Raw genomic sequence first — 15,369 nt, forward strand, 5'->3', positions numbered from 1 at the left:
AATCGACTCTATCTACAGACAGGAGTCAGCAACGGCTAGTGCGCCACGATATACATCGTCCGGGTGTAGGCTACGTCCTCAGGGTTATTGATCGGATAGCCCTTCAACCACGGTTTGATCAGTCGCCCGTTGGTGTACTGGTAGATTGGCGCAATGGGTGCCTCCCGCGCCAGAATCTTCTCTGCCGCGTTGTAATCCACGTTGCGCGCTTTGGCGGTCGGCTCCATCGCCGCCTGCTTCATCACCTTGTCATAGGCCGGATCGTTGAAACGGGAGATGTTACCGGTGTGGGTGGACGTTAGCAGCGACAGGAAGGTGGACGGCTCGTTGTAGTCCCCTACCCACGAGGCGCGGATAACATCGAAGTTGCCGGTGTTGCGACTGTCGATATAGGTCTTCCACTCCTGATTTTGCAGCTTCACGTCTACCCCAAGGTTTTTGCGCCACATTGAGGCCACGGCAATAGCGATCTTTTGATGGTTCTCAGAGGTGTTATACAGCAGGGTCAGCTTTAGCGGACGGCTCGGCCCATAGCCCGCCGCCTGCAGCAGCGTTTTAGCCTGCACGTTCAGCTCGGCCTGGCTCAACTGCTCTAATTCTGAAGGATCGGGCGTAAAGCCTGCGGTCACCTCGGGGGTAAAGCGCCAGGCGGGCTTCTCGCCCGTGCCCAGCACCTTCTCTGCCATCAGGCGGCGATCGATAGTCATGCTCAGCGCCAGGCGCACGCGGGCATCGGCCGTCGGGCCCTTCTGGGTGTTAAAGGCATAGTAGTAGGTGCCCAGCTGCGGCGGGGTATAGACCTGACCGGGGATATCCTTGAGCAGCTTCTGATAGAGGTTTTTCGGGAAGGACTCGGTGATATCGATATCCCCTGCCAGATAGCGCTTGGTTGCCGCCGACTCCTGGTTAATGGGAATAAAGGTGACGGATTTGATCACCGTTTTGCCATTATCCCAGTAGTGAGCGTTAGGCTCCAGCACCAGCTTCTCATTGACCACCCGATCCTTGAGCACGTAGGCCCCGTTACCCACCAGCTTGCCCGGCTGGGTCCACGCTTTGTCGCTCTCGACATTGGCCTTTTGCACCGGGTAGAAGGCAAAGCTGGCGGCCAGGTTAGCAAACCATGGCAGCGGGTTATCGAGCTGTACGCGCAGGGTATGCGGGTCAACCGCCGTCACCGCCAGCGTGTCCGGCGTAGCTTTGCCATCAATAATATTCTGTGCATTGCCGATGCCTGCCAGCGCGGCAAACCAGGCAAAAGGCGATGTGGTTTTAGGATCGACCAGCCGCTGCCAGCTGTAGACGAAGTCCTGGGCGGTTACCGGCGAGCCGTCTGACCAGCGGGCGTCTTTGCGCAGGGTAAAGGTCCAGCTGCGGTTATCGCTGGTGCTCCATTTGGTTGCCACGCCGGGGATAATTTCCCCCTTCTCATTCTGGTTTACCAGCCCCTCATAGAGATCGCGGATCACCTGAATCTCCGGTAGCCCAACGGCTTTAGCAGGATCGAGGGTGGCAGGCTCATCTTTAATATGACGCACCAGCGTCTGCTCCGACGCCAGCCTGGTTCCGGCAGGCACGTCTGCGGCAAAGGAGGGTGAAGAGAGACCGGATAGCCACAGCGCAGCGCAAAGAAGGGAGACGGGATATTTCATGAGATGACCCTATAGCAAATGCCCAGAGAAAAGATGGGATAATTATTTGTTTTCGCATGGAGAAATGCAAACGGCTTAGCAAGATAAGGTGATATTTACTGCCTCGCTCGCATCCTGAATGAAACAATTTGAAAAGCGCTGCGCTTTGCCTAACACTTTGTTTATCCCCTGTCTGAAAGGATTGCTATGACCGCCTCACGCCCACGCGCCGAACGGGGCGCTTTTGCTACGGTAATGGAGCACTATGGTCGTTCGCGACTCGGCGCGCCGCTTGTCTGGTTCCCCGCCCCCGTTCCCTCCAGAGAGAGCGGGCTGATCCTCGCCGGCACTCACGGGGACGAGAGCGCGGCTGTTGTCACCCTCTCCTGTGCGTTGCGTACGCTTGAGCCTGCCCTGCGCCATCACCACGTCGTGCTGGCGGTGAATCCCGACGGCTGCCAGCTTGGTCTGCGGGCCAACGCCCAAGGGGTCGATCTCAACCGCAACTTTCCCGCCGCTAACTGGCGGGCCGGGGAGACCGTCTATCGCTGGAACAGCGCCGCCAGCGCCCGGGACGTGGTGCTACTGGCGGGTGATGCGCCGGGCTCAGAACCGGAAACCCAAAGCCTGTGCCAGCTTATTCACCGCCTGCACCCGGCCTGGGTAGTGTCGTTTCACGATCCGCTGGCCTGCATTGAGGATCCCACCCAAAGCCCGCTGGGTAACTGGCTCGCCGGGGCGTTTGCCTTGCCGCTGGTGCGCAGCGTCGGCTACGAAACGCCCGGCTCGTTCGGCAGCTGGTGCGCCGATATTGGCCTGCCCTGCATCACCGCCGAGTTGCCGCCGATCTCAAACGATGAGGCCAGCGAGCGCTATTTGCAGGCGATGACGCGCCTGCTGCGCTGGACTGATCAGAGGTGAAGCTGGCCGGTGCTGAAGCGCAGCGCCGGTTCAACGTCCACCGCCAGCCAGGTTGGTCCGTCAAGATCGGCAAAGCGCACCTGGGAGGCCAGCGGCAACGCCGCCGCGATCGCCCTGGAGGTGCAGAGCATGCAGCCCAGCATCAACGTAAACCCCTGGGCCTGCGCCTCGCTGGCCAGCGCCAGCGCCTCGGTCAGCCCGCCGGTTTTATCCAGCTTGATGTTGATCATCTCATAGCGCCCGGCAAGGGTTTTCAGGCTGCTGCGGGCGTGGCAGCTCTCATCGGCACAGATGGGCAGCGGGTGGATAAAGTTCTCCAGCGCGGCGTCATTGTTTGCAGGAAGCGGCTGCTCGAGCATCGCCACGCCGAGATCCGCCAGCAGCTGACAGCGCGCCGCCAGCCCTTCGCTGTGCCAGGATTCGTTGGCATCCACAATGAGCGTTGCCTCCGGCACGGCGGTACGTATAGCCACCAGCCGCTCGCTGATTAAACGGTCATCGAGCTTGATCTTCAGCAGCCGCGCCCCCTTCTCCCACAGCGCGGCCGCGCTGGCCGCCATCTGCTCCGGCGTGCCAATCACAACCGTCTGCGCCGTGGTCAAATCCGGCGGCAGCGCTACGCCCAGATGCTCCTTGAGGCTGACGCCCAGCCGACGAGACTCAAGATCCCACAGGGCGCTGTCAACGGCGTTGCGCGCGGCTCCCGGCGGCAGCAGGGACTGCAGCTGCTGGCGGCTAAGGCCATTCTCCAGCTGCGGCACGATGGTCATGATCTGGGCAATCACCGACGCATCGCTCTCACCATAGCGTGGATAAGGCGTGCACTCTCCGCTCGCCTTTATCCCCTCTTCTTCCAGCTCAACGACCACAACCCGAGCCTCGCTACGGCTGCCCCGCGAGATCACGAACGGCGAATGCAGCGGCCAGCTCTCTTCATAGACCTTAACTGTTCTCATTCCTTGCTCCTTTAACGGAATGTTAAAAGTATAGTGTTGAAAAGCGGGACAAAAATAGGTTTGCCGTGATTAAGGCCGATCACGTACACTAGCGGCGACGTTAACTATATGTAAACAGGAAGATATTCATGTCACAAACCGTTCATTTCCAGGGCAACCCGGTTGCTGTTGCTGGTGCTATTCCGGCAGTGGGTAGCAAAGCACACCCTTTCACTCTGGTCGCGAAAGATCTGACCGACGTTACGCTGGCGCAGTTCGCAGGTAAGCGTAAAGTTCTCAACGTGTTCCCGAGCATCGACACCGGTGTTTGCGCCGCCTCCGTGCGTAAATTCAACCAGCTCGCCACCGAAATGAAAGACACCGTGGTGCTGTGCATCTCCGCCGATCTGCCGTTCGCCCAGTCCCGCTTCTGCGGCGCGGAAGGCCTGAGCAACGTGATCACCCTGTCGACCCTGCGTAACGCCGACTTCCTCGAAAACTACGGCGTAGGCATTGCCGATGGCGCGCTGAAAGGCCTGGCCGCACGTGCGGTCGTGGTTATCGACGAAAACGACACCGTTGTGTTCAGCGAGCTGGTGAACGAGATCACCAACGAGCCGGACTACGAGGCTGCCCTGCAAGCGCTGGCCCAGTAAGCGTAGCCGCATTAAAAAAGAGCCTTCATCGCTGAAGGCTCTCTTGTTTTACTCCTCGCCCTTCTTCTGGCTTAAACCATATTCCCGCAACTTATTGGCGATAGCAGTGTGTGACACCCCCAACCGTTTCGCCAGCTTGCGCGTGCTGGGGTAGCTGCGATAGAGCTGAATCAAGACCGACCGTTCAAAGCGGCTGGTAATATCGTCCAGCGATCCCTCCATCGCCTCTTCCCCTACCGCCACGGTTCCCGCATCGTAGTCCGGCAGCAGAATGTCCTGCGGGCGCAGCTCGTACCCTTCCAGCTGCGTCAGCGCACGGTAGACCGCGTTTTTCAACTGACGCACGTTGCCCGGCCAGCTGTAGCGGGTCAGGACGTTACTGAGATCGGCAGCGAGCTTGGGACGTGGGACGCCCTGTTCGTCGGCAAAGCGGGCCACGAACAGCTCGGTCAACGGCATGATGTCCTGAGGACGATCGCGCAGCGGAGGCAGATCCAGCGTCAGCACGTTCAGACGATAGTAGAGATCTTCCCGGAAAATCCCCTTCTGCACCAGCTCCACCAGATTCCGCTGGGTTGCGCAGATCACCCGCACGTCAACGTGAACCTCGTGATCCTCTCCGACGCGGCGGAAAGTACCATCATTCAGGAAGCGCAGCAGCTTCACCTGCATGCGCGGCGACATCTCGCCGATCTCATCCAGCAGCACCGAGCCGCCGTTGGCCTGCTCGAAGAACCCTTTTTTGCCTTCCGGCGCATGGCCAAACAGCTCACTCTCTACCGCATCCTCAGGGATAGAGGCGCAGTTCAGGGCCAGGTAGGGCTTCGCCGCGCGCGGGCTGGCAAGGTGGCAGGCATGGGCCAGCAGATCTTTGCCGGTGCCGGTATCGCCAACGATTAACAGCGGCGCGCTGAGCATGGCCAGCTTGCGAGCCTGGTCGATGACGTGACGCATCTTCGGGCTGGCGGCCACAATCTGATTGAAGGCGCTGGCATCCTGGCTGACCAGATCCTGTAGCTGGCGACCCATGCGGATAGTCGATCGCAGCATCACCACCGCGCCGGTGAGCAGCAGATCGCCGGCCTCGCCTTCGAGATGTACCGGGGTGATCTCCATTAAGAAGTTCTGCCCGTTGATGACCACGTGCTCATGGTGCGACGCCTGCGGATTGCCCTCCAGCCAGCGCTGGAAGTTAAAGCCGTTAATCAGCTGAGGGGCGGTGTGGTTGCGCAGCCGGGCCTGGCTCTGACCAAAAAGCTGACAGCTGGCCTGGTTCGCCAGCTCAACCTTGCTTTTCATATCCACGGAGAGCACCGGCTCGGGCAGCGCCTCCAGCAGAGCACCCATAGCGCGATGCTCGCGCTCGGAGGGCATCCATAAGACGGTGCGCACGTCGGTCACGCCGGAGATGCGGCGAATTTCAGCCATCAGGCTGCTGAAGTCATTAAATTCCAGTTCAGCAAAATTGAGGTAGATCCGGCCGATGGGGTCGATCTCAATGCCGCGTAAATCGATTCCCCTGAGCACCAGCAGATCCAGCAGCTCGCGGGTCAGACCAAGTCGGTCTTCACAAAAGACTTCAAGACGCATGGGAGTTGCCACCCTTAAACAGTCAATATATCTAAGAATGATAAGACACTTATCGGCAGTCAGGAAGCTATCTGTCAACAATTATTGACAGAGCGGTGGAAAACCCACCGCCATGGCGTAAAGATAAGCGTTCAATCACGCTTTTGCGCGCCGCTGCGCTGCATATTGGCCTTAAGCTCACCGATAAGCTGACGGCGGAAATCGGCCAGCCGGGGTTTATCATCCTCCAGCCAGGGCAGCGGACGGCATAGCTCCATCGCCTTGATACCGAGACGGGCGGTGAGCAGCCCGGCACCAATCCCCTGCGCGGCGCGAGCGGAAAGCCGGGCGGCGAGATCCTGCGACAGCCAGTCCATTCCCACCTCGCGCACCACTTCGCTGGCTCCGGCAAAGGCAATGTTGAGCAGCACCAGGCGAAACAGCCGCAATCGGCTGAAGTAGCCCAGCTCGATGCCATAGAGTCTGGCAATGCGGTTAATCAGCCGCAGGTTGCGCCAGGCAATAAACGCCATGTCAACCAACGCCAGCGGACTGACGGCAATCATCAGCGTTGAACCCGCTGCCGAAAGGCTGATTTCGCGCCGGGCTTGCGCATCCACCACCGGCTGCACCAGCCGCGCATAGAGCGTGACGATCTCCCGGTCGCTTTGCGTCTCGTGAATGGCGGCGTACCAGCGTTGCAGAGCAGGATGCGCCTGGTCGATACCCGCCTGGCGGGCCAGCCTCTCGCAGAAATCGCGTCCTTTGCCCGTGCCATGGCTGTGCAACAGCAGGCTGGCCTCGTCGCGAGCCTCTGCCCGCTGACGCAGCCGCCACAGCCGCCGCCACTCACCGGCCACGGATCCTACCCCCGCGCCGACGATAAGCGCCCCCGCAGCACAGCCACCCAGCGCCACCCAGTCGTGGGTTTGCCAGGCGTCCATCGCCCACTGCACTCCCTGCCCAACCACGCTGATGCCAAACAGCGCCAGCCCGGCCAGCACCATTGTGCGCCAGAGGCTGCGCCGGGGCCGCAGCGCCGCCTCAACGCTCGCTTCCGGCTGTGGCGTATCGGTCAGTATCTCTTCAGCCTGCAGCGGCGTAAACTCTCCCGCCTCGGCATCGCTAAACGCCTGCGCGGCCTTGAACTCTTCACGCACCGGCATTGCAGGCTGTTCGGTAAAATCGACGCGTGGTTTGATGGGCTCGTTCATCGCAGCTTATCTCCCAGTAAAAATTCCAGCGCCGCATCAAGACGAATGTGCGGCATCGGGGTATCCACATCCATCACCCGCGGACGAAAGGCTTCAAACTGAAAGCCCTGCTTCTCCCAGAACGCCTGCCCCGGCAGCCGGGCGGGAACATCGCCTGGATAGACCGTTAGCGGTTTGCCATCGCTGAGGCGATCCCCACGCAGCGCCGGGATTTTGTCACCGTTGACGTCCACCAGGCCGCTCTCCGTGGCCTGTACCGCCGCCAGACCCAGGCAGTCGATATCGATCCCCTCAAAGGCGGCGTTTTGCCAGGCGTCGGTGACGAGCTGCTGGAGCAGAGAGACCATATTGGCATGCTGATCGACAGTAACGTGATCGGCTTTGGTGGCGGCAAACAGCAGTTTGTCGATAACCGGTGAGAACAGGCGACGAAACAGCGTCCGCTGCCCGTAGTGAAAGCTCTGCATCAGCTGGGTGAGCGCGAGACGCATGTCGTTAAACGCCTGCGGCCCGCTGTTGAGCGGTTGCAGACAGTCCACCAGCACAATCTGCCGATCGAAGCGCAGGAAGTAGTTTTTATAGAACCCTTTAACCACGTTTTCACAGTAGTAGTTGAAGCGCTCGCGCAGCATCCCGGCGTTGCTGCTCTTATCCGCCTGGGCCAGCTTCGCCTCGCCCGTATCGTCAACGTCCGGCCAGGGGAAGAACTGAAGCGCAGGCGCACCGGCCATCTCGCCCGGCAATATAAAGCGCCCCGGCTGGATAAAGTGCAGCCCCTCGGCCTTGCACTGGTGCAGGTACGCCGTCCAGGCATCGGCAATCTCTGCCAGTCGGTTTTCATCGGCCGGAGCCAGCGGATCCAGCCCTGCACAAAGCTGACGCCAGCGAGCGGACCACTCCTTTCGGTGACCCTGTAACATACCGGTCATCTGTCGTGACCAGCTGGTGTAGTCCTGCGCCAGCATAGGCAGATCCAGCAGCCACTCGCCGGGATAGTCAACAATCTCTAAGTAAAGGGTGGCGCTGTCGGTGAAATGGCGCAGCAGGGAGTCGTTTGAGCGGTAGCGCAGAGCCAGACGCATCTCGCTGACGCCGCGCGTCGGCGTTGGCCACGTCGGTGGCGTACCATAGAGCTGGGCAATGCCCTCATCCCAGGTAAAGCGCGGAGTACCGAAATCGCGCTGCGGCACCCGCTTTACGCCCAGCAGGCGCTCCTCACGAACCGCGCTGAAAAGCGGCAGGCGCGCGCCGTTATGAATATTCAAAAGCTGGTGGACCATCGCGGTGATAAACGCCGTTTTGCCGCTGCGGCTCAGACCGGTGACGGCCAGGCGCAGATGCCTGTCGACGCCGCGATTAACGAGGGCGTTAAGCTCAGATTTAAATCGCTTCATAGCCATCCTGTTTTGCCCTGAAGTGAATGTATCAATAAGAGAAGGAGTATAAAGCGGCAGGTGCAGTGGATCCACGCCCAACAAAAGCAAGCGGCGCAAAGGTTGCGCCGCCAGGGAATTATTTCATGTTGCGCGATACGCGCGTCGCGAGGCGTTTAAGCATCGGCTCCAGCGCCAGCGCCAGCAGCATTTTCACCGGACGGCGCGCCACGGATTTGATGGCCCAGCCCGCTACGCCCGCCGGGCCGTAGCGCAGCGCGGTCAGCAGCACCAGCTTGCCTGCAATTTTCAGTGCCGGTTTGGCTTTCTTGCCGGTCTGTTGCCATTTGCTATTCATCATTTACCTCGTTAGGTCATTAAATCAGAGCTGACGGAAGCGGCTGCGCAGCGAGAAGGTGTCGGAGGTGACGTAGCGCTCCATCTCGCGTAAACGCTTCTCGCCCGAGGCCAGCTCCGCGTCCACCGCATTCAGCAGTTCGCTGCTGGTGGGTGCCGCTTCGCCATCCATTCCCCCCTCCGGCATCGGATCGAGCACAAAGGTAAGAATGATGTAGGCGAGCACCACAAAGAGGAACAGGCCAAAAAGCATCGCCAGCACCGTAATCAAACGTACCAGCTTCACAGGTACGTCAAGATAATGGGCAATGCCGGCGCAGACGCCTTTCACCATTCCCTGCTGGGGAATTCGCCACAGTTTTTTGTTAAAAAATTCATTCATTAGCGATCCCTCCAGTTCGGGTGCTCTGCATCAAGAATAGCTTCCAGAGAGGCTATCCGCTCGCGCATCCGTTTTGCTTCGTCGTTGAGCTGGGCCAGGCGCTGCTGCTCGCTTTGCGAGAGCGCATCGCGACCGCTGCGGTTGTTGTAGTGCAGCCAGAGCCAGACCGGCAGGACAAACAATACAAACAGGGTCAGGGGAATAGCCAAAAATAGCGCGCTCATGTGTACTCCTTACAGATGAGGGGCGGCATAAATGGACGCCGCCCGGTAGTGTTCATCGTTTGTTATTATTGAATATCTTGTTTCATTTTGGCTTTCAGCTGCGCCAGCTGCTCGCTGATTTCATCGCTCGCTTTCAGCTCGGCAAACTCCTGGTCCAACGACTTCTGCTTGCCAAAACCGTGGCTCTCCGCTTCGGCTTCCATCTGGTCGATACGACGCTCGAAGGATTCAAAACGTGCCATGGCTTCGTCCAGCTTACCGCTGTCCAGCTGACGGCGTACGTCGCGGGAAGAGCTGGCGGCCTGGTGACGCAGGGTCAGTGCCTGCTGACGCGCACGGGTCTCGCTGAGTTTGTTCTCCAGCTCACCAATCTCTTTTTTCATGCGGGCCAACGTTTCATCAACCAGAATCACTTCCTGTTCAAGGGTGATGATGATGTCGGTCAGCTTCTGTTTTTCAATCAGAGCAGCGCGGGCCAGGTCCTCTTTCTCTTTACGCAGCGCCAGTTCAGCTTTCTCCTGCCATTCCGCCTGCTGGGCGGTGGCCTGCTCAATACGACGCGACAGCTGTTTCTTTTCAGCCAGCGCACGTGCAGAGGTAGAGCGCACTTCAACCAGAGTGTCTTCCATCTCCTGAATCATCAGGCGCACCAGTTTCTGTGGATCTTCCGCCTTCTCCAGCAGAGAGTTGATGTTGGCGTTCACGATGTCGGCAAAACGAGAAAAAATACCCATAATGTAATCCTCATATTTTATGTAATCGGGCTAAGCCCTGCTGATTAGTTAATACAAGACCCGTGCCAACTTTTCATCTTATTGATTGTAAAAGAGTTGATTAATTTTACCGCTGCGGCATTTTGGACTACAGTGGTGAATAACACTAACTAATAGCGAATTTCATCATGGCGGAATACAAGGATAATCTTCTCGGCGAGGCCAACAGCTTCCTGGAAGTGCTGGAGCAGGTTTCACGCCTCGCCCCGCTGGATAAGCCGGTGCTGATTATTGGCGAGCGCGGAACGGGCAAAGAACTGATCGCCAACCGCCTGCACTTTCTCTCCGGGCGCTGGGACGGGCCGTTTATCTCGCTGAACTGCGCTGCGCTTAATGAAAACCTGCTGGACACCGAGCTGTTTGGTCATGAAGCCGGGGCCTTTACCGGGGCGCAGCGTCGTCATCCTGGCCGATTCGAGCGCGCCGACGGTGGCACACTGTTTCTCGACGAGCTGGCTACGGCCCCGATGCTGGTCCAGGAGAAGCTGCTGCGGGTGATTGAGTACGGCGAGCTGGAGCGCGTCGGCGGGAGCCAGCCGCTGCAGGTCAACGTTCGGCTGGTATGCGCTACCAATGCCGATCTGCCTGAAATGGTACGCGACGGCACGTTCCGGGCCGATCTGCTTGATCGGTTAGCCTTTGACGTGGTGCAGCTCCCGCCCCTGCGCGAGCGCCAGAGCGATATTATGCTGATGGCAGAGCACTTCGCGATCCAGATGTGCCGCGAGCTGCGGCTGTCGCTGTTTCCCGGCTTTACCGAACGCGCCAGGGAGACGCTGCTGGACTACCGCTGGCCGGGTAATATTCGCGAGCTGAAGAACGTAGTAGAGCGCTCGGTCTACCGCCACGGCACCAGCGAGGTGGCGCTGGATGAGATTATTATCGATCCTTTCCAGCGCACCGCCTCTCCCGAGCCGGTTGCAGAAGCGCTCTCCCCCGCACCAGGGCTGCCGCTTGATCTGCGCCAGTTCCAGACTGAGCAGGAGAAGACCCTGCTGGAGGCAGCGCTACAGCAGGCTAAATTTAACCAGAAGCGCGCCGCAGAGTTGCTTAGTCTGACCTACCACCAGCTGAGAGCGCTGTTGAAAAAGCATGGGCTGTAGCACGCGGGATAGATAGAACAAAAAAGAGACTGCCAGCCTAAGCTGACAGCCTCTTATAAAGGCGCTTGCAATGCCCGGCACCATCAGTGATGAAAAGGCGGGGTTGCCCCCGCCCCAAGTTGCTACTTACCGGATTCGTAAGCCATCGAAGCAGCTACCTCCCTGCTCCCATCTCTATAGCGAATTTCACACAGTGATTTTCGCGTCAGCCAGGTGAATACCAGCAGCGTTAAGCACACTATTAATACGCACCAGATGAGAGCGTTCCATGGCAGCTTCATAGCCTTCTTCTCCTTGCCTTGCGGCGGGTAAACGGCTACTCTGATGTTGTCTAGACATAGAGTCGGCCTCGTTGGTTAATTGAAAAATGACCTTCGGGGCTTTCTTCTTTCTGCCTCAGCACATCTTTACCGCTTCTACGTTATGAGGCAAAAAGCCTCAAGCGCCACGGCTATTCTACTCTATCTGTTTTCAACCTGTTGCGGCGCACGCCGCATAACGTACTGGTAGATGGCTACTACCCAGTTACTTATCTTCAGACATCTGCTGGGCGGATTTTAGATGCTGCTCAACCACCGGCGTATGCGCGTCGGCCAGCGCCTTCACATCCGGATCCTTGATCATTTTGGCATCACTCTGCAGCTTCGACAGCACCATCTGGTGATCTTTGGTGCCGGCGTTTTCCATATACATTTTGTCAAATGCGTCGCCGCTCTGCTTTTCCAGGTTGGCGGCCATGGCCTTGTGCATGGCGTCCGGCTCAGTCGGCAGCGTCACGCCTTTTTGCTCAGCCACGGTCTGTACCTTAGTCAAGGCAGCACCGTGATCGTCAACCATCTTCTGAGCGAAGGCTTTGACGTCGCTGCTTTTGGCCTTGTTCAGTGCGATCTTGGCGGCGGCAATTTCATTGATATTGGCCTGCGCCATGTCCTTCACCGCTTTTTCATCACCGGCGCTGAGTTTAGCATTCGAGCCGGTCTGGCCTGCGGCATCTTTCTGCGCCACGCTGGGCTGCGTCTGGGCTTGCACGCCAGCAGTGCTGAACATAGCGACGACTGCTGATACGGCGAGTAGCCCTTTCAAGGTTGTGCTCTTCTGCATAGTGTTCTCCTGATGACCATGGGTAGGGTTATACGAGGTAATTAACCGTGCGCAGTTTCTTATTTAATTACAACTGCAATGGTCAGTTCAGTATAGTGGAACAATGATATAAGGCAGCAGATTAAGCCAAAGTCCTAATCGAAGCAGGTCAGGAGATAGGGAAGTTGAAGACAGCCGCCCCACGGCGATCTGTCTTCATGGCATTACTTCTTATTAAGCATCGCTTTCAAGTCAGCGAACGGATTATAGGTTGCCGCGCCCACATCCTTCTGTGCGTCTTCTCCCGCAACCACGGTTGTACCGTACTGATCGGCCTCGGTATATTTCGAGTGTTCGTGATCGTGGCAGTAGAGGCACAGCAACTCCCAGTTACTGCCGTCCGGTGGGTTATTGGTGTGGTCGTGGTCGATATGATGCACCGTTAGCTCGCGCAGGTTCGAGTAAACAAATTCACGCGAGCAGCGCCCGCATACCCACGGATAAATCTTCAGCGCCCTTTCCCGGTAGTCTGACTCCAGACGGGCGTAGTTTTTAGGAATGATAGCCATGACGGGCAATCCTTACGGTAACGAAAGTATGCCGCTATAGTATGCCAATGCACGACGCTCGCCAATCACTGATGGGGAGCCGGGGCATGCTTACGGCAGACTTCCAGCACAAACTGCCGCAGCCAGCGGTGCGCCGGATCGGCCTCGGCGCGCGGATGCCACATCTGGGAGAGCGTAATGCCAGGCACCTTTACCGGCAGTTCAAACATGCTATACGCTGCGGCAGGCTGATGGATAAGAAACGAGGCGGGGATCAGCCCCACCAGATCGGAGGCCTGAACCACCGCCAGCGCAGCGGGAAAGCCGGGTACAACAGCAGCGATAGTCCGCTCAAGCCCCCGCTCAGCCAGCGCCATATCCACCGGCCCAGCGGTGTGCCCCCTACGGGAGGCGACCACGTGGCCATGTGCAAGGTAGTCACTGATGCCCACCTCCGGCAGCATCGCCAGCGGATGTCCGGGGCGCACCACGCCGACAAAACGATCGCGAAACAGCGTCTGAATGCGGATCTCGGGGCCCATCTCACCGAGCACGCCTACCTCGAGATCGACCAGCCCTTCACGCAGCGCCTTTGCGCTCTTTTCGGCGCGGGCAACAAAGCGCAGACGCACGTGCGGTGCGCACGTCGCCGCCGCCACAATCAGCGTTGGACCAAAGGCCTCAATGAAACCCTCGTTAGTGCGCAGCACGAACGTGCGCTCCAGCGTCGACAACGCCAGTTCGGCCGGAGAGGGTCTCAGCAGCGTCAGGGTGTCAAACAGCGTGTGCTGCGTGCGTTCGCGAATGGCTTCTGCATGCGGCGTTAACACCATGTGGCGGCCAGCGCGCACCAGCAACGGATCGCCGGTGGTCGCGCGCAGGCGGCTGAGCGTACGGCTCATCGCCGATGCGCTCAGCCCTAAACGACGTGCAGCCCCCGCTACGCTGGCTTCAGCCAGCAGCGCGTCGAGAGCGATAAGCAGGTTCAAATCGGGTACGTTCATACATGTATCTTACTCTGCTGATTTGGTTTGAGGGAAGGCGTCTGGTGCAGGTTATTAGTGCAAACGCTGCGTCTTCCGCCAGACCTCAACTCTGATTACGCTTTACAGATCGAAGGCAGAAACATAAAAGAGGTGAACAGCGTGGAGCTTTTCTCTACAAGATCCGGGGATGAAGGTTTAGCCGGGCGCGAACGGGCCCTGGCGATGGCTGCGGTGATGACCAGCACCACCATGGCCGTGTTTGACGGGGCCATCGTCAACGTTGCGCTGCCGCCCATCGCCCATGCGCTGGCGGTACCTGCTCAGTCCGCCGTGTGGGTCGCCAATGGCTATCTGCTATCGGCCGCGATGACGCTGGCAATTTTTGCCGCGCTTGCCCGCCGCGTTGGCTTTCGCACCCTGTTTGCCTTTGGACTGAGCCTGTTTACGCTGGCCTCGCTGGGCTGCGCCCTCTCCTCTTCGCTCTCGACGCTGACAGGCTGGCGCATCGTGCAGGGGATTGGCGGCGCAGCGACCTTAAGTATTGCTCCAGCGATCCTGCGTTCTGTTTTCCCTACTCGCCTGCTGGGGCGTATTCTGGGTCTGCACGCCCTGCTGATCGCCACCAGCACGGCTATCGCGCCGGTGCTGGGCGGTACGCTGTTGGAAGCGCTGAGCTGGCAGTGGCTGTTTGCCATTAATATCCCGCTGGGAGCAATCGCGCTAACGCTGACGCTGCAGGCGATCCCCAATAACAGCACGCCCGGACGCGGCCCCTTTGATATCGCCGGGGCGGCGCTTTCAGCGCTGATGCTGGGCGGATTCATTATGGCGGCAAACGCCTTCTCCCGGCCCGGCTCGCCGCAAACGCAGCTGTGGATCGCAGCAGGCTATGGTGGCGTGGCGATGGCCGCCGGGCTGCTGTTTATCGGGCGTCAGCGTCGTGCGCCACAGCCGCTCATGCCGCTGGAACTCTTTGCCTCGGCGCGCTTTTCACTGGCGGCGCTCACCTCGCTGGCCTCATTCGTGAGCCAGGGGATGACGTTTATTGCTCTGCCCTTCCTGTTCCAAAGCGTGTATGGCTACAGCGTCTTTACCTCGGCGCTGCTGTTCACCCCCTGGCCGCTGGGTATTATGCTGGCCGCGCCCCATGCAGGACGTCTTGCCGATCGCTACCCCGCCGCGCTGATCTCTACGCTTGGTTTAGGGATTTTTACGCTGGGGTTAACGCTGCTGGCGCTGCTTCCTGACCAGGCCCAGTCATGGGATATTGGCATCCGCAGCCTGGTTTGCGGACTCGGCTTCGGCTTTTTTCAAAGTCCCAACAATCGTGAGATGCTGGCAAACGCCTCGCGGGAGAACAGCGGCTATGCCTCAGGCGTACTGGCCATTATGCGTACTTTCGGGCAGTGTCTGGGCGGGGCGTTGGTGGGCGTCATCCTGGCGGTCTTGGCACCCGCTGGCGCTCAGGCGGCAGGCGCGGTTCGCCTGAGCCTGTGGATTGCGGTGCTGGCGACCGTGCTGGCCCTCCTGTTTAGCCTAAGCCGCATACGAAAACAGCCTGATTGACGACTTTTACGCCGCTTACCCGCAGACATTTTTACGTGAGCCTGTTAAGTG

General features: G+C 59.0%; 17 protein-coding genes and 1 pseudogene. 4 read left to right on the top strand and 14 right to left on the bottom strand.

Going from position 1 to position 15,369, the window contains the following annotated elements; translation table 11 throughout:
- Positions 1-35 precede the first annotated feature (35 nt).
- Positions 36-1,652, bottom strand: a complete 1,617-nt coding sequence (locus NR795_RS07590; protein ID WP_257757796.1) for an ABC transporter substrate-binding protein — start codon at positions 1,650-1,652, stop codon at positions 36-38.
- Positions 1,653-1,838: 186 nt separating this feature from the next.
- Here NR795_RS07590 and mpaA point away from each other — a divergent pair, with 186 nt between their 5' ends.
- Positions 1,839-2,552: a murein tripeptide amidase MpaA gene (gene mpaA / locus NR795_RS07595; protein WP_144814962.1), complete on the top strand. Its 714-nt coding sequence runs from the start codon at positions 1,839-1,841 to the stop codon at positions 2,550-2,552.
- Here mpaA and ycjG read toward each other — a convergent pair.
- Positions 2,543-3,508 (bottom strand): L-Ala-D/L-Glu epimerase, encoded by a 966-nt coding sequence (gene ycjG / locus NR795_RS07600; RefSeq protein ID WP_257757797.1) that lies wholly within the window; start codon positions 3,506-3,508, stop codon positions 2,543-2,545. The genes mpaA and ycjG overlap by 10 nt on opposite strands.
- Before the next feature lie 128 nt (positions 3,509-3,636).
- Here ycjG and tpx point away from each other — a divergent pair, with 128 nt between their 5' ends.
- Positions 3,637-4,143: a thiol peroxidase gene (gene tpx / locus NR795_RS07605; protein WP_144814957.1), complete on the top strand. Its 507-nt coding sequence runs from the start codon at positions 3,637-3,639 to the stop codon at positions 4,141-4,143.
- Positions 4,144-4,191: 48 nt separating this feature from the next.
- On the opposite strand, the gene tyrR is transcribed toward tpx, so the two are convergent.
- From tyrR to pspA, 7 genes are all read right to left on the bottom strand, one after another.
- Positions 4,192-5,733, bottom strand: a complete 1,542-nt coding sequence (gene tyrR, locus NR795_RS07610) for a transcriptional regulator TyrR (protein ID WP_257757798.1) — start codon at positions 5,731-5,733, stop codon at positions 4,192-4,194.
- A gap of 131 nt (positions 5,734-5,864) precedes the next feature.
- On the bottom strand, positions 5,865-6,926 hold the full coding sequence (locus tag NR795_RS07615; RefSeq protein WP_257757799.1) for a YcjF family protein: 1,062 nt from the start codon (positions 6,924-6,926) through the stop codon (positions 5,865-5,867).
- Complete coding sequence (locus NR795_RS07620; protein WP_144814951.1) at positions 6,923-8,320, bottom strand: YcjX family protein; 1,398 nt, start codon at positions 8,318-8,320, stop codon at positions 6,923-6,925. The genes NR795_RS07615 and NR795_RS07620 overlap by 4 nt, the downstream gene beginning before the upstream one ends.
- A 118-nt stretch (positions 8,321-8,438) precedes the next feature.
- Positions 8,439-8,657 carry a phage shock protein PspD gene (gene pspD, locus NR795_RS07625; RefSeq protein ID WP_103820060.1) on the bottom strand — a complete coding sequence of 73 codons (219 nt, stop codon included), beginning with the start codon at positions 8,655-8,657 and terminating at the stop codon, positions 8,439-8,441.
- A gap of 24 nt (positions 8,658-8,681) precedes the next feature.
- Positions 8,682-9,038, bottom strand: a complete 357-nt coding sequence (gene pspC / locus NR795_RS07630) for an envelope stress response membrane protein PspC (RefSeq protein WP_144814948.1) — start codon at positions 9,036-9,038, stop codon at positions 8,682-8,684.
- Complete coding sequence (pspB, locus tag NR795_RS07635; protein WP_042394252.1) at positions 9,038-9,262, bottom strand: envelope stress response membrane protein PspB; 225 nt, start codon at positions 9,260-9,262, stop codon at positions 9,038-9,040. Before pspB ends, pspC begins: the two co-directional genes overlap by 1 nt.
- 65 nt (positions 9,263-9,327) lie before the next feature.
- Entirely contained in the window at positions 9,328-9,996 is a 669-nt protein-coding gene (gene pspA / locus NR795_RS07640; protein WP_257757802.1) for a phage shock protein PspA, read from the bottom strand.
- 167 nt (positions 9,997-10,163) lie between these two features.
- Here pspA and pspF point away from each other — a divergent pair, with 167 nt between their 5' ends.
- Positions 10,164-11,138 carry a phage shock protein operon transcriptional activator gene (gene pspF / locus NR795_RS07645; protein WP_144814941.1) on the top strand — a complete coding sequence of 325 codons (975 nt, stop codon included), beginning with the start codon at positions 10,164-10,166 and terminating at the stop codon, positions 11,136-11,138.
- Positions 11,139-11,260: 122 nt separating this feature from the next.
- Here pspF and NR795_RS07650 read toward each other — a convergent pair whose 3' ends face one another.
- The 5 genes and pseudogenes from NR795_RS07650 to NR795_RS07670 all read right to left on the bottom strand — a co-directional run bounded on the left by NR795_RS07650 (position 11,261) and on the right by NR795_RS07670 (position 13,770).
- The gene (locus NR795_RS07650) at positions 11,261-11,419 is read right to left on the bottom strand and encodes a type I toxin-antitoxin system Hok family toxin (protein WP_269134789.1); all 159 of its coding nucleotides are present in this window, start codon (positions 11,417-11,419) and stop codon (positions 11,261-11,263) included.
- Positions 11,388-11,477: pseudogene (locus tag NR795_RS20700) on the bottom strand (DUF5431 family protein); the annotation flags it as partial. The gene NR795_RS07650 and the pseudogene NR795_RS20700, both read right to left, overlap by 32 nt.
- Before the next feature lie 186 nt (positions 11,478-11,663).
- Positions 11,664-12,239, bottom strand: coding sequence for a DUF4142 domain-containing protein (locus NR795_RS07660; RefSeq protein ID WP_257757804.1), 576 nt, complete (start codon positions 12,237-12,239; stop codon positions 11,664-11,666).
- A gap of 203 nt (positions 12,240-12,442) precedes the next feature.
- Positions 12,443-12,787, bottom strand: coding sequence for an HNH nuclease YajD (gene yajD, locus NR795_RS07665; protein ID WP_103820051.1), 345 nt, complete (start codon positions 12,785-12,787; stop codon positions 12,443-12,445).
- Positions 12,788-12,852: 65 nt separating this feature from the next.
- Entirely contained in the window at positions 12,853-13,770 is a 918-nt protein-coding gene (locus NR795_RS07670; RefSeq protein ID WP_257757805.1) for a LysR family transcriptional regulator, read from the bottom strand.
- 141 nt (positions 13,771-13,911) lie between these two features.
- Here NR795_RS07670 and NR795_RS07675 point away from each other — a divergent pair, with 141 nt between their 5' ends.
- The gene (locus tag NR795_RS07675; RefSeq protein WP_257757807.1) at positions 13,912-15,318 is read left to right on the top strand and encodes an MFS transporter; all 1,407 of its coding nucleotides are present in this window, start codon (positions 13,912-13,914) and stop codon (positions 15,316-15,318) included.
- The last annotated feature ends 51 nt before the right edge of the window (positions 15,319-15,369 follow it).

The organism is Pseudescherichia sp. L3 (assembly GCF_024656065.1).
In the GTDB taxonomy this organism is placed as follows: Bacteria; Pseudomonadota; Gammaproteobacteria; order Enterobacterales; family Enterobacteriaceae; genus Pseudescherichia.